Source organism: Vibrio sp. QJM3NY_35 (assembly GCF_057785915.1).
The window spans coordinates 1,293,237-1,314,263 of the sequence record NZ_CM173508.1 but is presented as its reverse complement, the minus strand read 5'-3'; the positions used below and the strand labels follow the sequence as shown (position 1 = coordinate 1,314,263).

Sequence of the window (21,027 nt, the reverse complement as noted above, 5' to 3'; positions counted from 1 at the left end):
CTTGCTCTTCTGAAAAACACGGCTCTACAGCTCTGATAGTTTGCTATCCGTAACCGAAACTAACTCTCTAAAGAACCTGATGCACTTGTCCAGCTCTTCGCGCTTGACGATATGAGCTTCGGTTCTATTGGTTTGAGCGCGATGAACAGCCTCACCTCGTTTTTTTAACCATTTATTGAGTTGTGATCTAGCTTCATCAGCGGTTTGAAAATTGTTCCAAACCCACGCTTCGGTGACATCAATACCGAAGAACTCAGCAAAAAGTGCTTTGGTCTTTTTTGAACCAGGGTTGTTAAAGTACTTAAGATGCTCATCAAGTCGGTTCTCAACAATTCTTCCAAGCTGTGAACCTATAACAACACCATATTTCGCATCAACAAGCTCTTTTGCTATGTCTTCGACATAGGTTTCCCATGCAGTGAGAGTCATTATCAATGTAGCTCTCTTAAGCACCTCTGGAGGTTGGGAGTTGGAGTTGCATCCGTTTAACTGGTCGTAACACTCTAACAATTGCTCTGCGTCTGAGATCGCATATTCAAAATTGGCTTTCGCTTCTGACATCCTTGGCCCTAATTATCATGGTTATATGCATATAATGGAATTTACCATATTTAGGCTTAAATCATGATAACTAGCTTCGATAAAATTGAGTTACTTCAATAGGCTAGTGAGCCTTGGTTTGCTAATAACGCTGACAGCCATCGCTAACAAGGAGCTAATGTTTTAAATCACCCCATTCCGAAACGTAATGCATCGGACCGCAAATTTTGTTCATTGGTGTGCAGTGAGAGTTACTTATTTGAATACCGTGTGCTTGTAACCCATTATTTCCCCTTCGGTTGCTAATTTTTCTACTTAATTCCGAAGGTACTGGAAAATCACCATCGCTCACCAGCAAGATATCAGTTTTGTACCACTCCTCTTCAAAACCCCACATATTTAGAAGCTTTGTAGAGCACCCGTTACACGGGGAAATTTCAACCTACGCTAAATCAGGCTTTGTTTGAAGTTAACTAGCTCCTGAATACTGCTAGTATGTGGATTATATATCCACTCCAAATCAAACTGCGTCTTAGACCGTTGGTACATAAAGCAATCACCGATGACTAGTGAATTAAATTTATTCCCTTGTCCTCTCTGCTCTTCAATACTCTTCATAACGTTTTTTGGTAGTTCACTCATGATGAAATCAGAGATAACCAAAACATCAGCGTTTTCATAAAACTCACTCTTCATTAACTCAGTAGCATGACGGAGTGCTGGAGCAACATCTGTTCCGCCATGAAAAGAGGAACTCAAAAACTTAATCAAAGATTCCAGCCCTTTTTTACCCGTCAAATCAAAAGTCACAATAGATGTTGAGAAGTTAATTAGATAGCAATTTCGGTCCTGCTTTCTAGCTACAGAAGACAAGTACAAGGCCATAGCTTTGGCTATGTGTTCAGGTGCACCGTACATTGAACCACTCGTATCTATGCATAAAATCATAGGTCCTAAATTCGAATCCTCTTCAACAGATTCATCTACGAGGACACTCTCCTCCTGATCTATTTCTGTAATGCCCTGCATTTCAAAACTCAATAGGCGTGATTCCAGATATTTAAGGTCAAAAAGAACTGATGTTTCAGGGTATCCGCCCCATGAACCCACGGGGCGATATTACTAATGTTTGAAGTTCCAAGGTAGGAGTGCGTCGATATCAGGCTCTGCTTTCGCCAACTCTTTCATGCACTTGACCAGATAGTCGTAGAGGATAAGTCCGTTGGCTTTCGCGGTCTCGACGATGCTGTAAAGCATCGCGCTCGCACCAGCACCGTTTGGTGTGTCAGAGAACAACCAATTTTTTCTGCCAATGACCAGCGGTTTAATTGCGCGTTCAGCGCGATTATTATCGATAGATAAGTGACCATCGTCGATATAACGAATGAGCTTTGGCCATTGTCCGAGCGTATATTTTATCGCTTTACCTAGTGCACTAGAGCCTATCACTTTCTGGGTCGTCATCCATTCGTAAAGTTCATCCAGTATCGGTTTGGCATACGCTTGACGCTCTGCTTTTCGCTCTTGGGCAGGCGCACCTTTTAAGCGTGATTCTATCCCGTAGAGTTTTTGGATTTTAGCCAGCGCCTTATCAGCCTTGCCTGATTTACCTTTCCCTTGAAGCTTCTTCGCATCCATGAACTTGCGACGAGCATGCGCTAAGCACCCTACATTGGTGACGTGATGCAGACCATCATAAGCCGCGTAGCCATCGGTTTGTAGATAACCGTTGTAGTCACCTAAAAAGTCCACGGGACACGCCCTCGCGCGACTGTTTTGGTAGTCGTACAAGGCGATATTTTTCATATTCGGTAGTGCGGCTTCGGGTGAGTCGGCGCCCGAGCAGTAGAGCCACATGTAACACTGTTTCTCTTCTTTGAGCACATTAAGCGGCGTTTCATCCGCTTGAACCACTACTTGTTGAAGAAGATGGTCTTTCAGCGCTTCATATAAAGGTTCGAACTTCTCACTGACTTGGATAATCCACCTTGCCATGGTGGTGCGTGATAGCTCGATACCCGACTGATTAAACAGCGACTCTTGCCGATAAAGTGGCATCGCGTATTGGTATTTACCCAGAATGATATTGGCAAGCAAGCTTTCTGTCGCGAAGCTCTTAGGGATAAGACTCTGCGGGGCTGGCTTTTGAACGATGCGGCTATTGTCTTTTGTTTTCTCGCACTCGCGGCACGCATATTTAGGGCGGACATATTCCTGCACTTTAAGCACTGCTGGTGTGAACTCTAATTTCTCACTGCGGTCTTCGCCGATTTTATGTAGGTTATGATTGCAGCATGAACACTGCTTTTCATGGTCGTCTAAATCGAGTTCGATAACCTCTCGAGGCAAGGTCGTTGGAAGTGGTTTACGTTTACCACGCTTCTTCGTTATGGTCGTGGTCGTGGTCGTGACCTCAACCTCTTCTTCCTTAGCGGCTTCACATTCCACTTCGTTGAAGAGATCTCCTTGAGATTCATCGTAAGGCTTTAACGCCTCCGAGCGTTTCGCGAATTGACGGTCGAAGGCAAGCTTGAGTTGTTCAAGCAGCGATTGACGCTCTTGTTGCCATTGTGATTCCTTCTGCTCATTCGAGAGCATCAGTGCTTTCACCATCGCTTGTAGCTCGGCAATATCTTGACTTTCTGGGTCGATATTTAGTGTCTTTTTCATGACATTGATTATACTAAAATCGTGCCGTTAACGCTTGGTGGATAAGGCTTTATTATCGTTTAAGTCATTGTAAAATCGTTTATTGTGACAGGTTTATGGCCGATAATTGTGAAGCCAGAAAGCAGCCTATCAAGCTCAAATTGAGTCAAGGTAAATACCTGATTTTTCTCTTTTGATGGCCACTTGTACTTGGCTTTTTCGAGGCGCTTATACCACAGGGCGAAGCCTGTTTTATCCCAGTACAACACTTTGATTTTGTCGCGCTGTTTGTTGGTGAACAGGAACAGTGCGCCACTCCCCAAGGGTAAATCGGTGTCACTTTCGATAATTGCAGCGAGGCCATTGATGGACTTTCTAAAATCGACGCTCTCACGATACAGATAAATGTCTGGTGCGCTCAGCATGCGTTTCATGACAGCGCCCCGATGAGCTCTGCTAGGTAGGTTGCAGGCGTGCCTTGAGGAATACTCAGCTCAACATCATTGACGAGAAGGGTCATGTTAGCGGTTGCTATTTGAGCTTGGTATTTCGTTGTCTTTTCGACGACCTCTGCTCGGACAAAGCCTTGAGATACATCCGCTTTTTTGAGTTGTTGGCGCTTAGCATAAAACGTTGAGGGATTGAGTTCATTGAGCTTACAGAATGCGATCGTTGACAATGAACTCGATTCAGATTGTTCGATAAGCGTTTGCCATTCTTGTTTAGTGTGTCGTTTTCCCATTTCAAATCTCCTCATGGTTGGAGACTTGATCTTATTATTCGTGTTAGGCGATTAGAATGCGGGGTTTATGGAGCGCTTACTTTTCTGCCAGCGCGTTGTAACAATGAATCATTAGCCGCTAAGTGCCTTCGGATTCTTCATGGCTTTAACTATGAGTATGAAACAAGAAATATTGGCGTTTCATTTCCTCTTTGGAGTGACGATACCATCGGAAATAAAATTTCTTTTGTGAGCACAAATAAAATCGAACTCGATTTGCTACTCAAACAGCACTACTTCACCCAAATGAAAGAGCTGCACTATTTTGATATATCAAATACAAAGGTTGTCCCTGACGGCTGCGAGTATGTTTCATTTAAGCGTTGCCAGTCGATAGACAAAGCAACACCTGCAGGACAAGCTAGAAAAGCGAAAAGATTAAAAAAACGTGCGGAAGAAAGAGGTGAAGAGTTTGACTTATCCTCGTTCAAGCAACACGAAGTTGTTGCACTCCATCACTACCACTCGCTTGAGGAAGACAGTAAAAGTCGTGGCGGTAGTTTTCGACTCAATATAAGAATATTCAAAGAAGATCGCTTAGACGGAGATGCACTATTTAGCAGCTATGGCCTTGCGAATACTGAAAACGCATCTCAACCCGTACCCCTAATTTGACCCTATTTTTATCGACATTTTTAAGTCATTGAATTATAAAAACTTTATCACAGTGAGAAAAATAGGGATAATTGACACTAAATCTATTAACTGATTGATAAATATATACTATTATTTAATTAGTAACAGTGAACTACCGAATAGGTAGCTGATAATTTTTTGGAAGTGTAGAGTGAGAAAATATTCTTGTGAACTGCCGAATAGGTAGGAGACAATTCAATATCAATTGCTGTTGCTTCAAATCTCAAACCACTACCTTGTGGTTTGCTTTAGAAATTAATGAGGACTATAATCCTCAACACTACTGTAAAGAAGTTGATAACAAACGGACCACTTTCATTCGCGTTCAATAACAGTTTACTGCTGAATAAGTAGATATTTTAGGGCGACGCTGGTTTTATGGTAATAGCTCTCTCACATCACACTCAAGCACTTGTGCCAGCTGATAGGCTTTTTCGAGTGTGATGTTCACTTCGCCTCTCTCGATTCGACCGACATAGCTTCGATCAATATCAGCTAAGAGAGCCAATTTGTCTTGAGAAATAGATTTATCTCTACGCATCCCACGTAAATTAGCACCAAACCGTTTTGCTAAGTCTTTCATTTAAAACGACTCTAAAAAACAAAACTATCGCCTCTTGATGCATTTATTGCCACGGATTATAATCCGCAATTTACTCTTTAACTGGTTAACTCAATGCGTAAGCAACACCGAATAGATAACAACATTTACCAATATATATCCCAACCTGAAGTCACTGATTTTACAGTCGTTGGAGTGAGAGATTGGGTACTCGAATGCTCTAGCATGTATGGTAATAAAAATAACGCACGTTTATTCGTTGCTAGACAATTGGATGCATTGGAAAAAGCAGGTTTGATCGTATGCAAAGGAGCAGGCAGAAAGAAGGCATTCTTTAGATCTGAACGTTTCTTTGAAGCAAAGTTTAAATCTATAGCTAAACACAAAAGAAACAAGAAGATAAACGAATCACCTTTTCCACAGCAAACGTCTATTTTCATAGAACTACAAAATGGAAAAGCTAGAATTGAGGCTGAACTAGCCATCACATTAGCTGAAGTTGATGAATACAAAGTTCTTATGGCTCGCTCAAGTGATCTTAACAAACTACTAAAAAAATCATATTTAGAGGCGACTCAAAAGGCAGCCGCTCTAATGGCTAAGCTCAATGTTTGGACTCGCACAATGAAGTTAATTCGACTTGATGAGTCAACTCTATGCTGAGAGTGTGGCAAAAAGAGTGTATCGCACTAGCACTCACTCATTATCAAAATGACAAGCGTCATTTCTTAGTACAAGCGACTCCAGGCGCAGGCAAAACCATAATGGCCGCAAATTTAGCAAAACAGATGTTCGACAAAGAGCTGATTGACTTTGTTATTTGTTTTTCCCCTTCAAGAATTGTATCAAGCAGTATATCTGATTGCTTCTCGTCAGTACTAGGAACGGCTTTTGACGGAAGATTAGGGGCACAGGGCTGCTCAATGACCTATCAATCTCTTAGGCATATTGATGCCCAGTTTTGGTCAACGCTATCCAAGTATCGAGTTCTTTGTATCTTTGATGAAATACATCACTGTGCAGGAGATAAAGAAACTAACACCAATTCCTGGGGACACCATATACTCAATGACGTACAGAAAGCATCAACCTACACTCTTGCTCTTACAGGGACACCTTGGCGTTCAAACTTAACGCCAGTAGTACTCTCTTCATATACAGCTCCTGAGGGGAAGATTGCTTGTGACTATCAATATTCATTAGCTCAAGCAGTCAAAGATGGCGTGTGTCGAAGACCAACCATTGCTCTTATAGATTGCGAACACTCAACGATTAAAGCTAACAACCATATTGATTCATTTAATTCACTGCATGAGTTGATCACTGATGGAGGTATCAATTATTCAGCAATATTACATAATGAATTAGCATTAATTCACATCTTAAAAAGAGCTATATCTCGCTTAGAACTAATCCGCAATGAGTCACCTTCTGCCGGCGGCTTAATTGTCGCATCTACGATTAACCATGCAAAAAAAATAGCATCACTACTTGAAGACACATTCAATCAAACGACCTGTACGGTAACGTACAAAGAAGATGGCTCGCATGCACGTATTGAGCACTTCAAATCGTGCAATATTGAATGGATTGTTAGTGTAGGCATGGTCAGTGAAGGGACCGACATTCCTAGGCTCCAGGTTTGCTGTCATCTTAGCAACATAAAAACTGAACTCTATTTTAGACAAATCTTAGGGCGAATATTGCGCTCAACTTCAAGCCTAAATCAAGAAGCGTGGTTCTATACTTTTGCAGAACCTAAACTCATTGACTTTGCTGAAGAAATTGAGAAAGACATCCCCAATAGTTGCCTGGTTCTTAAAGAGGAATCAGAGATATTAGACACACACCTAAATTCGAGTGAGTTAAGTTTAGAAGCGGCAATTACCGTTCAAAAAGACCATCAAATATCAATAAGTTTTAAAGACGATATAAGCTCTACGTCACCATTCAACAGTAGCAATGCTCCTCCTGACAACGAGGAATTATCTTTAAAAGACTTCAACCAGAGAGTCATTGAAGCTTTTCACTATGACCGCCAATCTAGCATTTAGTATCGATAAAACAAATCGGAAGCAAAATCCCAGACACGTTTGCGGTGCTAGAATGTACAAAGCTGCGTCAATATCAATGAGCTGGCGATACAGTTGTCAATGAATGCAGATAGGTATGTTAATGGTACTCAAACGCTCCAGTATTATGCAGACGAGCTTGATGTGGCGATTACAAGATCTCTAGCAATTTTTGCGGATATTGAACCATACATAGTAAAGAGGGACGGTACATTTCTCTGTGCACCTAACGATGGTTGTTAGAAGACAAAAAGTTTGATCATTTACAATAAAAAATGATCTGTTTTCAGATCACACTGAACAAGAGAAACGGTATGAATAAAATAATTATGGGCAACTTTCGATGGTAGTGCCAATGATTGTATAAGCGGTATCATGGCTAAAATTGTGGCACTTCATCTGGCAGATTCGGAATATAAAATAACGAATTTTATCTATCAGATGAAAACTATAAATTGGCGAATATTATTATTGGTCAACTAGATGATCAAACCCAAAAGCTAAGGGGGGTTACCGTGAGATAAAGCGATCAGCGCATGTCAATAGCTACTTTGACAACTTAACAATCGATGAGCTGTTTGTTGCTAATAGTTGTATCCGAGAGTTTGAAATGATTCTCAATGCAAAGTATTACGCCATGAGTTGTAGCGTTATCGTTTCAGGGACGTCAATGATGCAAATAATGAAACAGGTTCGTATGTCAGCAGCTAAGTTACGGAGAGCTATTGGTGATCTTATGTCTGTCGAGCGCCAACTTCGAGTAGCTTCAACGAACAAATATGAAAGCAGCTTTGAGATGAATAGTGATAAAGTCACCAAGCTCAAATTGGCAACAGAAGCGGCGATCACCAGTTATAGCTGAGGTAGGTTTAGTTGAAAAGCCTCTGAGTTCCAAAGCTGAAATGTACTAATTCAGCTGAAAGTTGCTTATTTATTTCAGTTTGCTGCTTGTTGTTAGATTTTCTCAAAGTTGTGTTCTTATTTTGGGAGCACAAAAGGACGGTCAGATCCGCCCCATCATAGTTGGATATTAAGTTAAGCCTCTCCATACCGTAAGCGCTCCATAAACCCCGCATTCTAATCGCCTAACACGAATAATAAGATCAAGTCTCCAACCATGAGGAGATTTGAAATGGGAAAACGACACACTAAACAAGAATGGCAAACGCTTATCGAACAATCTGAATCGAGTTCATTGTCAACGATCGCATTCTGTAAGCTCAATGAACTCAATCCCTCAACGTTTTATGCTAAGCGCCAACAACTCAAAAAAGCGGATGTATCTCAAGGCTTTGTCCGAGCAGAGGTCGTCGAAAAGACAACGAAATACCAAGCTCAAATAGCAACCGCTAACATGACCCTTCTCGTCAATGATGTTGAGCTGAGTATTCCTCAAGGCACGCCTGCAACCTACCTAGCAGAGCTCATCGGGGCGCTGTCATGAAACGCATGCTGAGCGCACCAGACATTTATCTGTATCGTGAGAGCGTCGATTTTAGAAAGTCCATCAATGGCCTCGCTGCAATTATCGAAAGTGACACCGATTTACCCTTGGGGAGTGGCGCACTGTTCCTGTTCACCAACAAACAGCGCGACAAAATCAAAGTGTTGTACTGGGATAAAACAGGCTTCGCCCTGTGGTATAAGCGCCTCGAAAAAGCCAAGTACAAGTGGCCATCAAAAGAGAAAAATCAGGTATTTACCTTGACTCAATTTGAGCTTGATAGGCTGCTTTCTGGCTTCACAATTATCGGCCATAAACCTGTCACAATAAACGATTTTACAATGACTTAAACGATAATAAAGCCTTATCCACCAAGCGTTAACGGCACGATTTTAGTATAATCAATGTCATGAAAAAGACACTAAATATCGACCCAGAAAGTCAAGATATTGCCGAGCTACAAGCGATGGTGAAAGCACTGATGCTCTCGAATGAGCAGAAGGAATCACAATGGCAACAAGAGCGTCAATCGCTGCTTGAACAACTCAAGCTTGCCTTCGACCGTCAATTCGCGAAACGCTCGGAGGCGTTAAAGCCTTACGATGAATCTCAAGGAGATCTCTTCAACGAAGTGGAATGTGAAGCCGCTAAGGAAGAAGAGGTTGAGGTCACGACCACGACCACGACCATAACGAAGAAGCGTGGTAAACGTAAACCACTTCCAACGACCTTGCCTCGAGAGGTTATCGAACTCGATTTAGACGACCATGAAAAGCAGTGTTCATGCTGCAATCATAACCTACATAAAATCGGCGAAGACCGCAGTGAGAAATTAGAGTTCACACCAGCAGTGCTTAAAGTGCAGGAATATGTCCGCCCTAAATATGCGTGCCGCGAGTGCGAGAAAACAAAAGACAATAGCCGCATCGTTCAAAAGCCAGCCCCGCAGAGTCTTATCCCTAAGAGCTTCGCGACAGAAAGCTTGCTTGCCAATATCATTCTGGGTAAATACCAATACGCGATGCCACTTTATCGGCAAGAGTCGCTGTTTAATCAGTCGGGTATCGAGCTATCACGCACCACCATGGCAAGGTGGATTATCCAAGTCAGTGAGAAGTTCGAACCTTTATATGAAGCGCTGAAAGACCATCTTCTTCAACAAGTAGTGGTTCAAGCGGATGAAACGCCGCTTAATGTGCTCAAAGAAGAGAAACAGTGTTACATGTGGCTCTACTGCTCGGGCGCCGACTCACCCGAAGCCGCACTACCGAATATGAAAAATATCGCCTTGTACGACTACCAAAACAGTCGAGCGAGGGTGTGCCCTATTGCCTTTTTAGGCAGCTACAACGGTTATCTACAAACCGATGGCTACGCGGCTTATGATGGACTTCATCAAGTGACAAATGTGGGGTGCTTAGCTCATGCTCGGCGAAAGTTCATGGACGCTAAGAAGCTTCAAGGCAAAGGTAAGTCGGGCAAGGCCGATAAGGCGCTGGCTAAAATCCAAAAACTCTACGGGATAGAATCACGTTTAAAAGGTGCGTCTGTCGAAGAAAGAAAAGCAGAGCGTCAAGCGTATGCCAAACCGATACTGGATGAACTTTACGAATGGATGACGACCCAGAAAGTGATAGGCTCTAGTGCACTAGGTAAAGCGATAAAATATACGCTCGGACAATGGCCAAAGCTCATTCGTTATATCGACGATGGTCACTTATCTATCGATAATAATCGCGCTGAACGCGCAATTAAACCGCTGGTCATTGGCAGAAAAAATTGGTTGTTCTCTGACACACCAAACGGTGCTGGTGCGAGCGCGATGCTTTACAGCATCGTCGAGACCGCGAAAGCCAACGGACTTATCCTCTACGACTATCTGGTCAAGTGCATGAAAGAGTTGGCGAAAGCAGAGCCTGATATCGACGCACTCCTACCTTGGAACTTCAAACATTAGCAATATCGCCCCGTGGGTTCATGGGGCGGATACTCCATACCTACAGTTATCCAAGGCTTTATTTAGCACAAAACCAGACTCGTTTTTGTCCATAGCCTTGAGAGGTGGCTTTTATCCGTAGCATTTTCTATCTCGAAAATGGTCTGATAAGTATGTCCGCCACTGAGCTTTTAGCCTTGCATACAAAGACCTTAAAACAAAAAAACGCATCAAAATAAACCTTTTGCCGATACGTCTTTTTCTTGTTGAAACAGATAGTTTTCCCACCCAATATCTTGAGGGGGATGATTGATCTTCAATTCCTTAACGGTAACTTCAAAGGGATTTAGATTTTCACATGCGACCTGGCTTACTTTGGGCGCCGCTTTGGCAAAGTGTTTTAATGCAACTTTATTTGAATGATCACGTAATGCGAGCCTACTCGCTCTATTAATGAGTTTTCTGATTCGACGTAGATTACCTTGGGAAAATGCGTAGATACGCTTCATCATGTCAGGTTCAGCAAGACCAGAAGACTCACCAAAAGGTAATGCGTGATCAAGCATTGTTAAAAACGTTTTATAGATACTACGGTTATTTTTGCTGTTCAATCGGAAAGGCTCAAGAGTGTGCTGTAATTCGAAGCGTCCTGCTAATTGACTATTTGCCTCCAAAATTACCACCGAGTAAGGCATGCCAAAAAGCACCACAGGTACCTTTGAACGTACAATGAGCATCTTCAACCAGTCAGCTGCACTATGTAAAATTTGCTTATTCTTCCGATCTATCATGTGTTGAAACTCATCTATGATAATTAATTCAACTCCGCATGACTTCATTAAATCACTCATTTCTTGGGCGATCTTGACAGGATCGCTCCCTCTAGAAAAAGCGAGTGGATCTCCTAGGTCAGATAGCAACTGCTCAGAAGCCGTAATCGGGGTCGCATTGGGTGGGAGAGAAGTCGATAGAATCGGTATAAAAGAACCTTCGCTTGTCTCTAAACGAGGGTTTTCGTTTAAATACTTATTTATCAGCGTTGTTTTTCCTGACCCAGTATCCCCAACAACGATCATACAGTCTGGTTCATGAATACCGTCACTAAATTCTCGGCAATCTGAAATATCATCAAGAATGTCGGTTATTAGCGGGCTCTGAATGAAGATCTGTTTGACCATATCAGCTGTGCTTTCTGTTTTGTTACTATCCATATCAGTTAGCCCTTTTGAATAAAATCACTTTATCGACCAACCATTAGTATTAACCTCGATATCCCAACCTAATTCATCATCAAGCTCTGATTTTACATATTCAGCTTGTTGTGTTCTTGCTTCTGAAGTTGCTCTTTTAGAATGCTCTTTTATACGCTGCGCCCGAGATGTAGTTGTAGTTCCTAGAGAGTTTCGTTGCTTATTTTGGCCTGTTTTTTCAAATGCCTCATCAATAATATCGAGGATTTTACGCCAAGCTTTAACAACATCTCTGTGGTTGTAGTTCTTGCGAATATGTCGCCTTGCGTAGTTACAACAAGTCTTGTGTAACCACTCAGAAACAGAATAGGCGTAATCAGCATCAATTGCGTCTACAGCAAAAAACTCTTCTTTCGTTTCATCAAGTACATAAACCCTACCAAGACAACTAGGATCATACTTGATTCTCACACGTACACTTTTCATGTCTTTACACGTTTTGTGCCCAAAATATCTTGCTAGACGAACACTAGAGTAGCGTATTGTTGTGCCTAACCTAACCCCATTCTTATCGAGAGCTACCTCGCGGTTTTTTCCTAGGTTAAACTTCAATTCATCTCTAGACCCTTTGAAAGGACGTGGGGGAATTGAAGAATTAACAGCATCGATCCAACTTAGATTTGGGATATTGTTTTCTAGCCCGTTTTTTCCATTTTGGTAAACATCCACTATCCAGATATGAACCATTTCTTGTAGAAGCGAATTATCAATAACTGCATTTTTGAGTGGATCGTAATCTTTTCTCTCAAATATATTAGTAAAACTCTTACCCGGTATTCTAGAGAGAAATCGATTATTGATAGTTCGAAAATATCGCTCTACTGACCCTTTAAGCCAAGGCTTTTTAGTCGGGTTTTTCTTAACTTTTATTTTCAGATCTTTGCACGCTATTTTGAAGTCACTACTGTTAAACTCAGTACCATTGTCGACAATCAAATGCTCAGGCAAGCCATAACAAGGCCAACACCCTTCTACTGATGGGTATAGTTCTTTAACGTGTTCTTTTGGAAGAATTGCATTCACAAGTGCCAGTGATACTGATAAGTAACTTGGCGGCTCAAACCCTAGATAGAAACCCACAATGCTCTTTGTATGAGTATCGTACAAAACTGTGAGCCAGGGTCGACCTAACGGTATACCGTTTTTTTCATCAATAATAAATAAATCAAGCCTAGTATGGTCTGCTTCTACACGTTCCAATACTCGTGTTGTTGCTGGCCTTTTCCCCACTTTTCTGAAAGTAGAATCAGCTACACTTTTTCCCTTTCTAAGTAGTATTTTTTCGTACTCAGAGTGCTTTCTTAGTCTCTTCCTAAATGCCTGTATTGAGAACGGTTCAAATTGAGTTCCATTGATTTCATTATGCCGATCAATTTCAACCTCAAGAGTTACGTATGCGGATGTTGCTGTCGGGCATTCTTCAGAGAAGTAATTTCTTATTGCACCTTGAATTAAAGGTTCAAGTTCATCGGGAGTATTTCGATTCGTATTACCAGCAGATACTTTAGGAATTAGGGAGTTAAGCTGAAAATTTGATTTTTTAAAATCTCTCCAGTACCTATAAATGCTGATTGCTGATGGTGTACTTGAACCAAATTTATCTGTTAAAGCAGTAAGTGACTCATCTATTTGCTTTTTGGAAAAATCAGTACCATATTGATCTATAAGAAATTCTAGAATGTTATATCTATGTATGGCCTCATTTCTTCGGTCTTCACCAACAGAAAATACATCCTTAAACGTCAGATCAACATCTTTCCATAAGGGGAGTGATAGCGTTTCCTTTGGTTTCGATTCATTATCGAAGTTAGTACTTGGAAATAGCTCACCAAATCGTTTTGAACCCTCACTTGGCATGTCTATGAGCTCCAAATAGGGCTTTGCCAACCAATAGGCTGGTGCATATCAATACTTAACAACTGTCTAGCAATCAAATCATAAAGTGAGGGTAATAACTGAGAAGAATGAACTGAAGAGTATTGAACAACCTGCTCTATCCTGAGCTCTCCATATTTCTTAAATAGATTCAATATATTTCTCTGAATAGAGTTAAGACGCTCATCGCAAGCATAACGATGAATGATCCTTAAGTTATCGAGCAATGGGTATATTTGAATATCATCATCTGTCAATACGTGCAGGTCTTTACCGCCGCCCAATGCTTGCTCTTTCTGAGCTCTAAACTTTTCTTTAAACTCATCTTTTTCTGCAATGTGTTTGGGCTTTATCTCATAAAATGATTGGTATGAATCTTTGTATGTGACTAAAAAATCGGGCGTATACCTATGCAGCTTACCTTCGATAAAATATTCAAAACCGATAGGCTGCGCTTCGAAAGTTATAATCTGTGGCGAAAATTCGAAGTGGAAACATGCGTCAAACTCCAAGTCGGATTCGACTGTATGGATAGAGTTCGTTTTGAGGCTGACAAAGCGTGAGATGTTTTTTACTGACGAGTTTCTAAGAATTCGTTTTTTCATAATAAACAACCATACCTGTAGTAAACTTTCTCAAGTGTTGTACACTTTACAAGCATTTTCAAGGTATGGTTGTTTTTATTTCAGCGTATGGTTTCGTAAAATCAACGTATGGTTTTTTTTACACTATTCGAATTTGTTCAGATTACTCTTTACCGAATACGTTGTTCTCTTGCTCTTGTACACGGATGAAAGTTGTACGCTTAGTTAGCTCTTTTAGCTTCGCTGCGCCGACGTATGTACAAGTTGAACGTACACCACCAAGGATGTCAGAAATTGTGTTGTGAACAGAACCACGGTATGGAAGTAAAACAGTTTTACCTTCTGCCGCGCGGTACTTAGCAACACCACCTGAGTGCTTGTCCATAGCCGACTGAGACGACATGCCGTAAAATTTCATGTATTGCTTACCGTCTTGCTCTACAACTTCACCGCCTGACTCAGAGTGACCAGCTAGCATGCCGCCTAGCATTACGAAGTCAGCACCACCGCCGAACGCTTTAGATACGTCACCCGCACATGAACAGCCACCGTCACCGATGATCATGCCGCCAAGGCCGTGTGCTGCGTCGCCACACTCGATGATTGCAGAAAGTTGAGGGTAGCCTACGCCTGTTTTAACACGTGTAGTACAAACTGAACCTGGGCCGATACCAACCTTAACGATGTCTGCACCCGCTAGGATTAGCTCTTCAACCATATCACCTGTTACAACGTTACCTGCAGAGATCACTTTGTTTGGGAATTCAGCACGTACTTTTTGTACGTACTCAACTAGGTGCTCTGAGTAGCCGTTAGCGATATCAATACAGATAAATACGAAATCTTCGCTAAGAGTCATGATTTGCTTAACTTTTTCAAATTCAGCTTCTGACGTACCCGTTGATACAAATACGTTGTTCAGTGTTTTCTTGTCTGCTGTTTTAGCGAACTCAGCCCACTGCTCTACTGTGTAGTGCTTGTGTACTGCAGTCATAACACCGTGCTCTGCTAGAGCAGCTGCCATTTCAAAGCTTGCTACCGAATCCATGTTAGCTGCAATTACTGGAGTACCAGACCATTGACGACCGCTATGCTTGAATGTAAAATCGCGGGTTAATTCAACTTGAGAACGGCTTTTAAGGGTAGAACGCTTCGGACGGAAGAGTACATCTTTGAAACCTAACTTAAGTTCTTGTTCGATACGCATGGTGTTTTCCTTGATTCATAAAATTATGTGTCTCTCGCGAAATGCGTAGTAAAACCGTTGGCAGACGAGTTTACTTTTCTTCGGACACAAAAAAACCGGAGCGTTGGCAGACGCTCCGGTTTTCAGCATTATAGGTCGTGATTTAGTAACAGCAAGTCTGATATTTCACTTTTTTTTATGCTATCCTCTCAAAGATTCCATACCTGCTTCAAACCCCTCAGCTTTACTTTTCCACTAAATTCTTATTAATTAATAACTTAGCGAACTATTTACGCAAACGCTGTCGGTTTGTTGCGCAATCGTTTTCCTCCCTATTTCACTCAATATCACCCTCATTAAGCAAATATGTGAAGAAAGTGCCTCGAAATCACATAAAAATCACACTTTTCTCCAACAAAAAATTGTCTTTTTTCTTAAATAAATTCGATTTTTTCCCAAATTTTCTTTGCTCTCGACCAAATTAGGTAATCTCATCACCTTGCCAACTAGCCCCAATTTGGAAAAGCACTGTGCAATGGGTTCGATTTTGAGGTCGAGATTCATTTGGGTTTGAGAATCCAGCCCTCGCACTCCATTAAATAATGCTTTCAAGCTCAAGCTTTATAAATCTAATTTCTATTAACCCGTAGCATTACCGTTCCAAAAGCACATTTCGTGGCTGCCCTTTCGTTCATTTAACCTGGAAGACTCTGCAAAGCGCACAGAAAAAGAAGATTGGTTGACGTGTAAAACTTGGGGGAAAGACAAGATTTAAAGAATAGAAAGCAAAAAAATGGCTAAAGTGGTTAACCTTAGCCATTTTTATTCGCTGATCAGACTGATGCTAATACGCACATAGAAAAGTGCTGTTTAGTGAATAGAGCAGTGCTAGTTCTTTTGAGAAACTAACGCTTCAGCGGTCGCATCTTGAATAGATAAGAACAATGAGCTGACTTGCCCTGTTGGTGAGCGCATTGGGTTCAGCGTCACGTTCTGATACATGAAATCGGCTTGTTGGGTTACTGGCCTAACGTTACGACACTTAAACAGATAAGGCCTTTGTTGCCATGTAATGAAGCTGCGGCAACCTAGGTCATAGACTGGCTTGGTTTTCAGCCTAAACCACTCTTCAGGGATCTCAGGGAATAACTCAAAGATCGACTTACCGATCGCATCATGCGATTGCTTACCGCTATGGTGCGTCATGAAGCCATTCCAAACTTGTACCTGAAAGTCACGATTAATGACCACCAGCCCCATATCGACGTTTTGAACCATGTCCACCATCCAGTGGAACTGTTCAAATTCAGCAGGAAGATTCAGCATATTAAAACTCCTCCATTAGGTAGGCCAATTTGTTGTCTAGAAGAGGCAGAGACTCATCGACAAACATAAACAAAAGGTCACAACGGATAGAAGTGCCATCAATGTTGTAGCTGACTTCGAAAGTCATGGTCTTCTTAAATGAGCCACTTGTATTTTCGATGACCGAATCGATCGAGATGTGTTGCCCGAGCAGTACAGGAGAGCTCTGGAAGAAACGAACTTCAGATTGCTCCCCTAGTCCATTCAAGAATGAGCCTACAAGGATGTTAGATACATCCATCAGTAGCTCTAATTCTTCCAACTGTTCGCTTTCGGTTGGCACTTTCATGAGCTTTTTAAGGTCGCTCACACTGGAATCGCTCAACAAGACTAATGCTTCGCCTGCGATGCCTTCTCCGCTGAAACCTTGGCAAACACCCGATACTTGGTCATTGTCAGCTAGGTCACGAAGTGCCATGTGCAATTCACTCACTTCGAAGATGTTAACGTTCGGCAGTGGTAAATGAACAAACACATTGAAGTGACGAGCCAATGCATCTGCTGCACGACCAATCGCTACGTTCGCAACTTCCATGTAGATGTCACGTCGGCGAAGAATTGGGAGTTCTAAAGGCGAAGGCGTAATGAGTTGAGGCTGTTTTGGTGGCTCAACATGCTCACGTAAAATGGCTTTTAACGCTTCTTTATCGATCGGCTTTTGCAAAAACGCTTTAGCACCAAGGTCCATTACCTTCTGTTGCGCTTTTGGCTGGATATCACCAGAAACAACCACAACAGGCGTGGTATCACCTAAACGTTGCATCTCTTCCAATGTGCCATAGCCGTCTAATTCCGGCATGGTGAGGTCGAGGAACATAAGTTTGAACTGGTTTTGAGCTAACTCTTCAAGTGCATTAAGCCCATGAACAGCAAAAGTTATATCTGCATTTAGAGAACTAGGCAGTGACCGAGCCATTTGCTTCCTTGCTAACGCAGAATCATCACATATAAGAACTGGGAACGACATAAATGCACCACTGACAAATTAAAGCTAATTCGAACGAGTGTAACAGAACATTATGGTATCAGGTACGGGGTGAATGGATTTATGTGTAGATTATTAGTAAGAATGATGAAACAGGTAGGTAAGCTATTATTTCGCATTATTCTTCATGAAAAACAATATGCTACAAAGGTAATAGCCAATCCTTACTGTAGAGTAATAGCACTATTTTATTTAACAGCAGCCTTAACAAGCGAGTTTATTAAGGCTCGGTTGACTCATTCATTGAGCGGCTTTATATGCCCATGATAAGAGAGATAGTCTAAAGAACTAGAACTGATATGTAGGCCATAGAATCAGTAATGCGAAACGTATGATCACAGCAAATACCAGTAGAGCGATACCCAGACGGTACCATTTGTATTCAGCTATGTTCATTGGGATACGCTTGTAGAACATCGTAATCACGCCTTTCCAATCGCTACTGCGTCTTCCGTACTGCATCATACTCGTCAAAACAAACAGTGCGCCAAGCACTAACATTCCTTTTTCAGCCCAGAACAATCCAACTTCCATTTGTGTATTCCTTGATAAAACGGTGAGCAACTCAAATCATTCTAGTCACCTTTACGCTCAGTTTCTGTAAGACCAAGGTCTAAATTACGAAGTACGCAATTCAGGGCTTATAGGTCATTGTTGGTAATTGATAGTTCTCGGTCAGCAATACAAAGTTTATCGTTCAAGGTTCCATGGTAAAGGCGAGCATCACAAGCAAATCACGTATAAACATGATTCGATAGATCCGGGCACTTGCTGTTCCTTTGAATGACACGCATCAGTTGGATAAGCAGCAGAATACCTGTCACGCCCAAACCAACACCGATTCCACCCCAGATCCCTGCCAATTCAAATTTTGGCATCAAATACCAAGCGGCAGGTAGGCCAAACGCCCAGTAACCAATGGCTGTCATCACGGTTGGCATAGAAACAATCTTCATGCCTCTTAGCAGATTAATCGCCAGCAGTTGCCAAGCATCAACGATAAAGCACAGCGCAACAACCCAGATAACTGAAGCCAATAGCGATGTCATTGCGCCAGTGCCATCATCCAACTTGAAGATAGAAGCGATCATTTCAGGCCATATGATGAACACGGCAGACAAGGCCACACTCAACACCGACACCAAGATAAAGCTGAGAATCGAGGTTCTTTTGATCCCTTCGTAGTTACCCGCACCAAAATCACGCCCCACCAAAATCGCCGCAGCTTGTGAGAAACCGAAATTGAAGTTCCAAGTAAAGCTTAAGCATTGCAGCAGGATTTGGTGTAAGGCTAAAGAAGCAATACTGATCGTTCCCGCCATCAAGGTGCCGCCGTAAATAAGGCCATGCTCAAGTAATGCTGCCAAGCCGATAGGTAAACCCATCATTAAAAGCGGGCTCATCAACTTGATTGAGTACTCTTCTGTGTTTAACCAAGGGGCGAACTGCCTGAATTCATCACGTTTGAATACCCAAACCGTGTATCCAACCATCACGATAAATGCTGCGATAGCCGTACCTAAGCCTAAACCTGTTAGTCCCATGTCTAATTGGAAGGTTAAGAAGTAGCTGACTGGCACATTCAGAATTACGGTGATAATAGACATCACCAGAATAGAACGCACATTGCCAAACGCGCTGGTTAAGCCGCGAAGCACCAATAAGATAAGCGAAGGCAACATCACCCACTTCAAAGCATGGACATATTCCATGGCTAAAGTGATCACTTCTGGCGGCTGTTTGGCTGCTTCTAATACCAGTGGCGCAAACCAGAAGCTGGCCATTAAGGTCACACTGAGCACGAATGCCAACATGGTTGCGCCTTTCACAGCCAATCTGATTTGAGTATTACCAAACTCAGGGCGAGCGACTCGCTGACCATAAGCAATCGCAATCAAGTTCGCGACACAACCCACGGTGCTGCTCGCAATAATGAAGATGAAAAAGTAGATAGAGGCGCCTAAGCCACCAGCCGCAAGGGCTGACACACTGATACGCGACATCATCCAAACATCAGTAAGGACTAACGCCATGGAGATCAGCTGTGAAATGATCAAAGGGAATGCAAGAGTGAGTATTTTTTTCATGAGCGCCTCAGTTAATTTCGCCCAAAATACGATCGATGGGGCTAGCGTTCAATTGATAAATTTGCGACTCTAACATTCCAAAAACTCATGCGAACGAATTATGACCCCATATCCTAGCTTGCCATCCTCACATAATGGCTTAAAAGCCTTCGAAGCGGCTGCAAGGCTGATGAGCTTTACGTTGGCTGCCGATGAACTCAACGTGACACAGAGTGCAATCAGCCGTCAGATCAAACAGCTTGAAGATGAGTTAAACGCATCGTTGGTTATTCGTAAGCATCGAGCGATTGAATTAACAGAACAAGGTCATGATTTGTATGTGGCTTTGCGTGAAAGCTACGGCAATATCGAATCGGTGATCGCATCTTGGAGTGAGCCAAAACAGAAGCGGATTGTGATCAAAGCGACCCTGAGTTTTGCAACGCGAGTGTTGATCTCTAAGGTTCGAGAATTAAACGAGCGTTACCCCGATTACGAGATCGTGATTGTTCCTGTGATTGAGGAAGACGAATCGATTAATAGTAGTGAGTATGATCTACTGATCTTCCACACGCGCTTCAAAAAACGCTATGACAAAGCACCAGACATTACCTTCTTGCGTGAAGAGTTCATGGCACCGGTTTGCTCAACTAGCCTAACCACCAAAGACACCGACCTCGATTCGATCTTAACCATGCCAAGGCTCCACCCGACCTTAGATCATCATGATTGGAAAGTATGGTTGGCCGATGTCGAATTCCCTCCGAAGAAGCCTGTCAGAAATACCAGCTTCTTGTCTTTGGATATGGCACTCAGTGCGTGTTTGTCAGGTGAAGGCGTCACGGTAACGGATTTGCTGTTGGTTTTACAGGATCTACAGCGTGGCTTCTTGTATTGCCCAAAGAATGCGAAGATCCAGAACAGTGCGTGGACTTACTTCATCCACCAGCGCACTCACTCGCCTGTGATCAATGATCTCATTGATTGGCTTAAAGGAGAGACTGCAAAAGAGATCGAATTGTTGAAAGCGCTCTCCCATCAAAATCATTGGTTTGGTGTTATTAGCGATCAACAGTAACGATAAGCCTTAAGCTTA

22 protein-coding genes are annotated in these 21,027 nt (G+C 42.3%); 8 read left to right on the top strand and 14 right to left on the bottom strand.

Going from position 1 to position 21,027, the window contains the following annotated elements:
• Positions 1-24 precede the first annotated feature (24 nt).
• From AC3CH3_RS21215 to tnpA (AC3CH3_RS21195), 5 genes are all read right to left on the bottom strand, one after another.
• Entirely contained in the window at positions 25-561 is a 537-nt protein-coding gene (locus tag AC3CH3_RS21215; RefSeq protein ID WP_261895813.1) for a HEPN domain-containing protein, read from the bottom strand.
• Between the two features lie 426 nt (positions 562-987).
• Positions 988-1,650: a VWA domain-containing protein gene (locus AC3CH3_RS21210; RefSeq protein WP_488538347.1), complete on the bottom strand. Its 663-nt coding sequence runs from the start codon at positions 1,648-1,650 to the stop codon at positions 988-990.
• 12 nt (positions 1,651-1,662) lie between these two features.
• Entirely contained in the window at positions 1,663-3,210 is a 1,548-nt protein-coding gene (gene tnpC / locus AC3CH3_RS21205) for an IS66 family transposase (RefSeq protein ID WP_488538346.1), read from the bottom strand.
• A gap of 59 nt (positions 3,211-3,269) precedes the next feature.
• Entirely contained in the window at positions 3,270-3,623 is a 354-nt protein-coding gene (gene tnpB / locus AC3CH3_RS21200; RefSeq protein ID WP_261893880.1) for an IS66 family insertion sequence element accessory protein TnpB, read from the bottom strand.
• The gene (gene tnpA, locus AC3CH3_RS21195; protein ID WP_488537056.1) at positions 3,620-3,931 is read right to left on the bottom strand and encodes an IS66 family insertion sequence element accessory protein TnpA; all 312 of its coding nucleotides are present in this window, start codon (positions 3,929-3,931) and stop codon (positions 3,620-3,622) included. The genes tnpB (AC3CH3_RS21200) and tnpA (AC3CH3_RS21195) overlap by 4 nt, the downstream gene beginning before the upstream one ends.
• Here tnpA (AC3CH3_RS21195) and cas6f point away from each other — a divergent pair.
• A complete protein-coding gene (cas6f, locus tag AC3CH3_RS21190; RefSeq protein WP_488538345.1) occupies positions 3,917-4,585 on the top strand; it encodes a type I-F CRISPR-associated endoribonuclease Cas6/Csy4 in 669 nt (222 codons plus the stop codon). The genes tnpA (AC3CH3_RS21195) and cas6f overlap by 15 nt on opposite strands.
• Positions 4,586-4,982: 397 nt before the next feature.
• Here the strand turns inward: cas6f and AC3CH3_RS21185 are convergent, their stop codons facing one another.
• On the bottom strand, positions 4,983-5,189 hold the full coding sequence (locus AC3CH3_RS21185) for a helix-turn-helix domain-containing protein (RefSeq protein WP_210467767.1): 207 nt from the start codon (positions 5,187-5,189) through the stop codon (positions 4,983-4,985).
• Positions 5,190-5,282: 93 nt separating this feature from the next.
• Here AC3CH3_RS21185 and AC3CH3_RS21180 point away from each other — a divergent pair, with 93 nt between their 5' ends.
• From AC3CH3_RS21180 to tnpC (AC3CH3_RS21155), 6 genes are all read left to right on the top strand, one after another.
• Positions 5,283-5,831: a hypothetical protein gene (locus AC3CH3_RS21180; protein WP_488538344.1), complete on the top strand. Its 549-nt coding sequence runs from the start codon at positions 5,283-5,285 to the stop codon at positions 5,829-5,831.
• Positions 5,825-7,222, top strand: a complete 1,398-nt coding sequence (locus AC3CH3_RS21175) for a DEAD/DEAH box helicase (protein ID WP_488538343.1) — start codon at positions 5,825-5,827, stop codon at positions 7,220-7,222. The genes AC3CH3_RS21180 and AC3CH3_RS21175 overlap by 7 nt, the downstream gene beginning before the upstream one ends.
• 688 nt (positions 7,223-7,910) lie before the next feature.
• Entirely contained in the window at positions 7,911-8,102 is a 192-nt protein-coding gene (locus tag AC3CH3_RS21170) for a hypothetical protein (RefSeq protein WP_488538342.1), read from the top strand.
• 270 nt (positions 8,103-8,372) lie between these two features.
• Entirely contained in the window at positions 8,373-8,684 is a 312-nt protein-coding gene (gene tnpA, locus AC3CH3_RS21165) for an IS66 family insertion sequence element accessory protein TnpA (RefSeq protein ID WP_488537056.1), read from the top strand.
• Complete coding sequence (gene tnpB / locus AC3CH3_RS21160) at positions 8,681-9,034, top strand: IS66 family insertion sequence element accessory protein TnpB (RefSeq protein WP_261893880.1); 354 nt, start codon at positions 8,681-8,683, stop codon at positions 9,032-9,034. Before tnpA (AC3CH3_RS21165) ends, tnpB (AC3CH3_RS21160) begins: the two co-directional genes overlap by 4 nt.
• Before the next feature lie 59 nt (positions 9,035-9,093).
• Positions 9,094-10,641: an IS66 family transposase gene (gene tnpC, locus AC3CH3_RS21155; RefSeq protein ID WP_488538341.1), complete on the top strand. Its 1,548-nt coding sequence runs from the start codon at positions 9,094-9,096 to the stop codon at positions 10,639-10,641.
• 209 nt (positions 10,642-10,850) lie between these two features.
• Here the strand turns inward: tnpC (AC3CH3_RS21155) and AC3CH3_RS21150 are convergent, their stop codons facing one another.
• From AC3CH3_RS21150 to AC3CH3_RS21115, 8 genes are all read right to left on the bottom strand, one after another.
• Positions 10,851-11,831 (bottom strand): TniB family NTP-binding protein, encoded by a 981-nt coding sequence (locus AC3CH3_RS21150; protein WP_210467772.1) that lies wholly within the window; start codon positions 11,829-11,831, stop codon positions 10,851-10,853.
• A 24-nt stretch (positions 11,832-11,855) separates the two neighbouring features.
• Complete coding sequence (locus tag AC3CH3_RS21145) at positions 11,856-13,727, bottom strand: Mu transposase C-terminal domain-containing protein (protein WP_102285904.1); 1,872 nt, start codon at positions 13,725-13,727, stop codon at positions 11,856-11,858.
• A gap of 2 nt (positions 13,728-13,729) precedes the next feature.
• The gene (locus tag AC3CH3_RS21140; protein ID WP_102285906.1) at positions 13,730-14,350 is read right to left on the bottom strand and encodes a TnsA endonuclease N-terminal domain-containing protein; all 621 of its coding nucleotides are present in this window, start codon (positions 14,348-14,350) and stop codon (positions 13,730-13,732) included.
• Between the two features lie 142 nt (positions 14,351-14,492).
• Positions 14,493-15,536: a GMP reductase gene (locus AC3CH3_RS21135; RefSeq protein WP_488538340.1), complete on the bottom strand. Its 1,044-nt coding sequence runs from the start codon at positions 15,534-15,536 to the stop codon at positions 14,493-14,495.
• An 867-nt stretch (positions 15,537-16,403) separates the two neighbouring features.
• Complete coding sequence (locus AC3CH3_RS21130) at positions 16,404-16,841, bottom strand: PAS domain-containing protein (protein ID WP_004731659.1); 438 nt, start codon at positions 16,839-16,841, stop codon at positions 16,404-16,406.
• A 1-nt stretch (position 16,842) separates the two neighbouring features.
• On the bottom strand, positions 16,843-17,847 hold the full coding sequence (locus AC3CH3_RS21125) for a response regulator (protein ID WP_010430576.1): 1,005 nt from the start codon (positions 17,845-17,847) through the stop codon (positions 16,843-16,845).
• 306 nt (positions 17,848-18,153) lie between these two features.
• Positions 18,154-18,399: a hypothetical protein gene (locus AC3CH3_RS21120; RefSeq protein WP_017630837.1), complete on the bottom strand. Its 246-nt coding sequence runs from the start codon at positions 18,397-18,399 to the stop codon at positions 18,154-18,156.
• Between the two features lie 200 nt (positions 18,400-18,599).
• Complete coding sequence (locus tag AC3CH3_RS21115) at positions 18,600-19,952, bottom strand: MATE family efflux transporter (protein WP_488538339.1); 1,353 nt, start codon at positions 19,950-19,952, stop codon at positions 18,600-18,602.
• A 100-nt stretch (positions 19,953-20,052) separates the two neighbouring features.
• On the opposite strand from AC3CH3_RS21115, the gene AC3CH3_RS21110 reads away from it, so the two are divergent.
• On the top strand, positions 20,053-21,009 hold the full coding sequence (locus AC3CH3_RS21110; RefSeq protein WP_488538338.1) for a LysR family transcriptional regulator: 957 nt from the start codon (positions 20,053-20,055) through the stop codon (positions 21,007-21,009).
• Positions 21,010-21,027 lie beyond the last annotated feature (18 nt).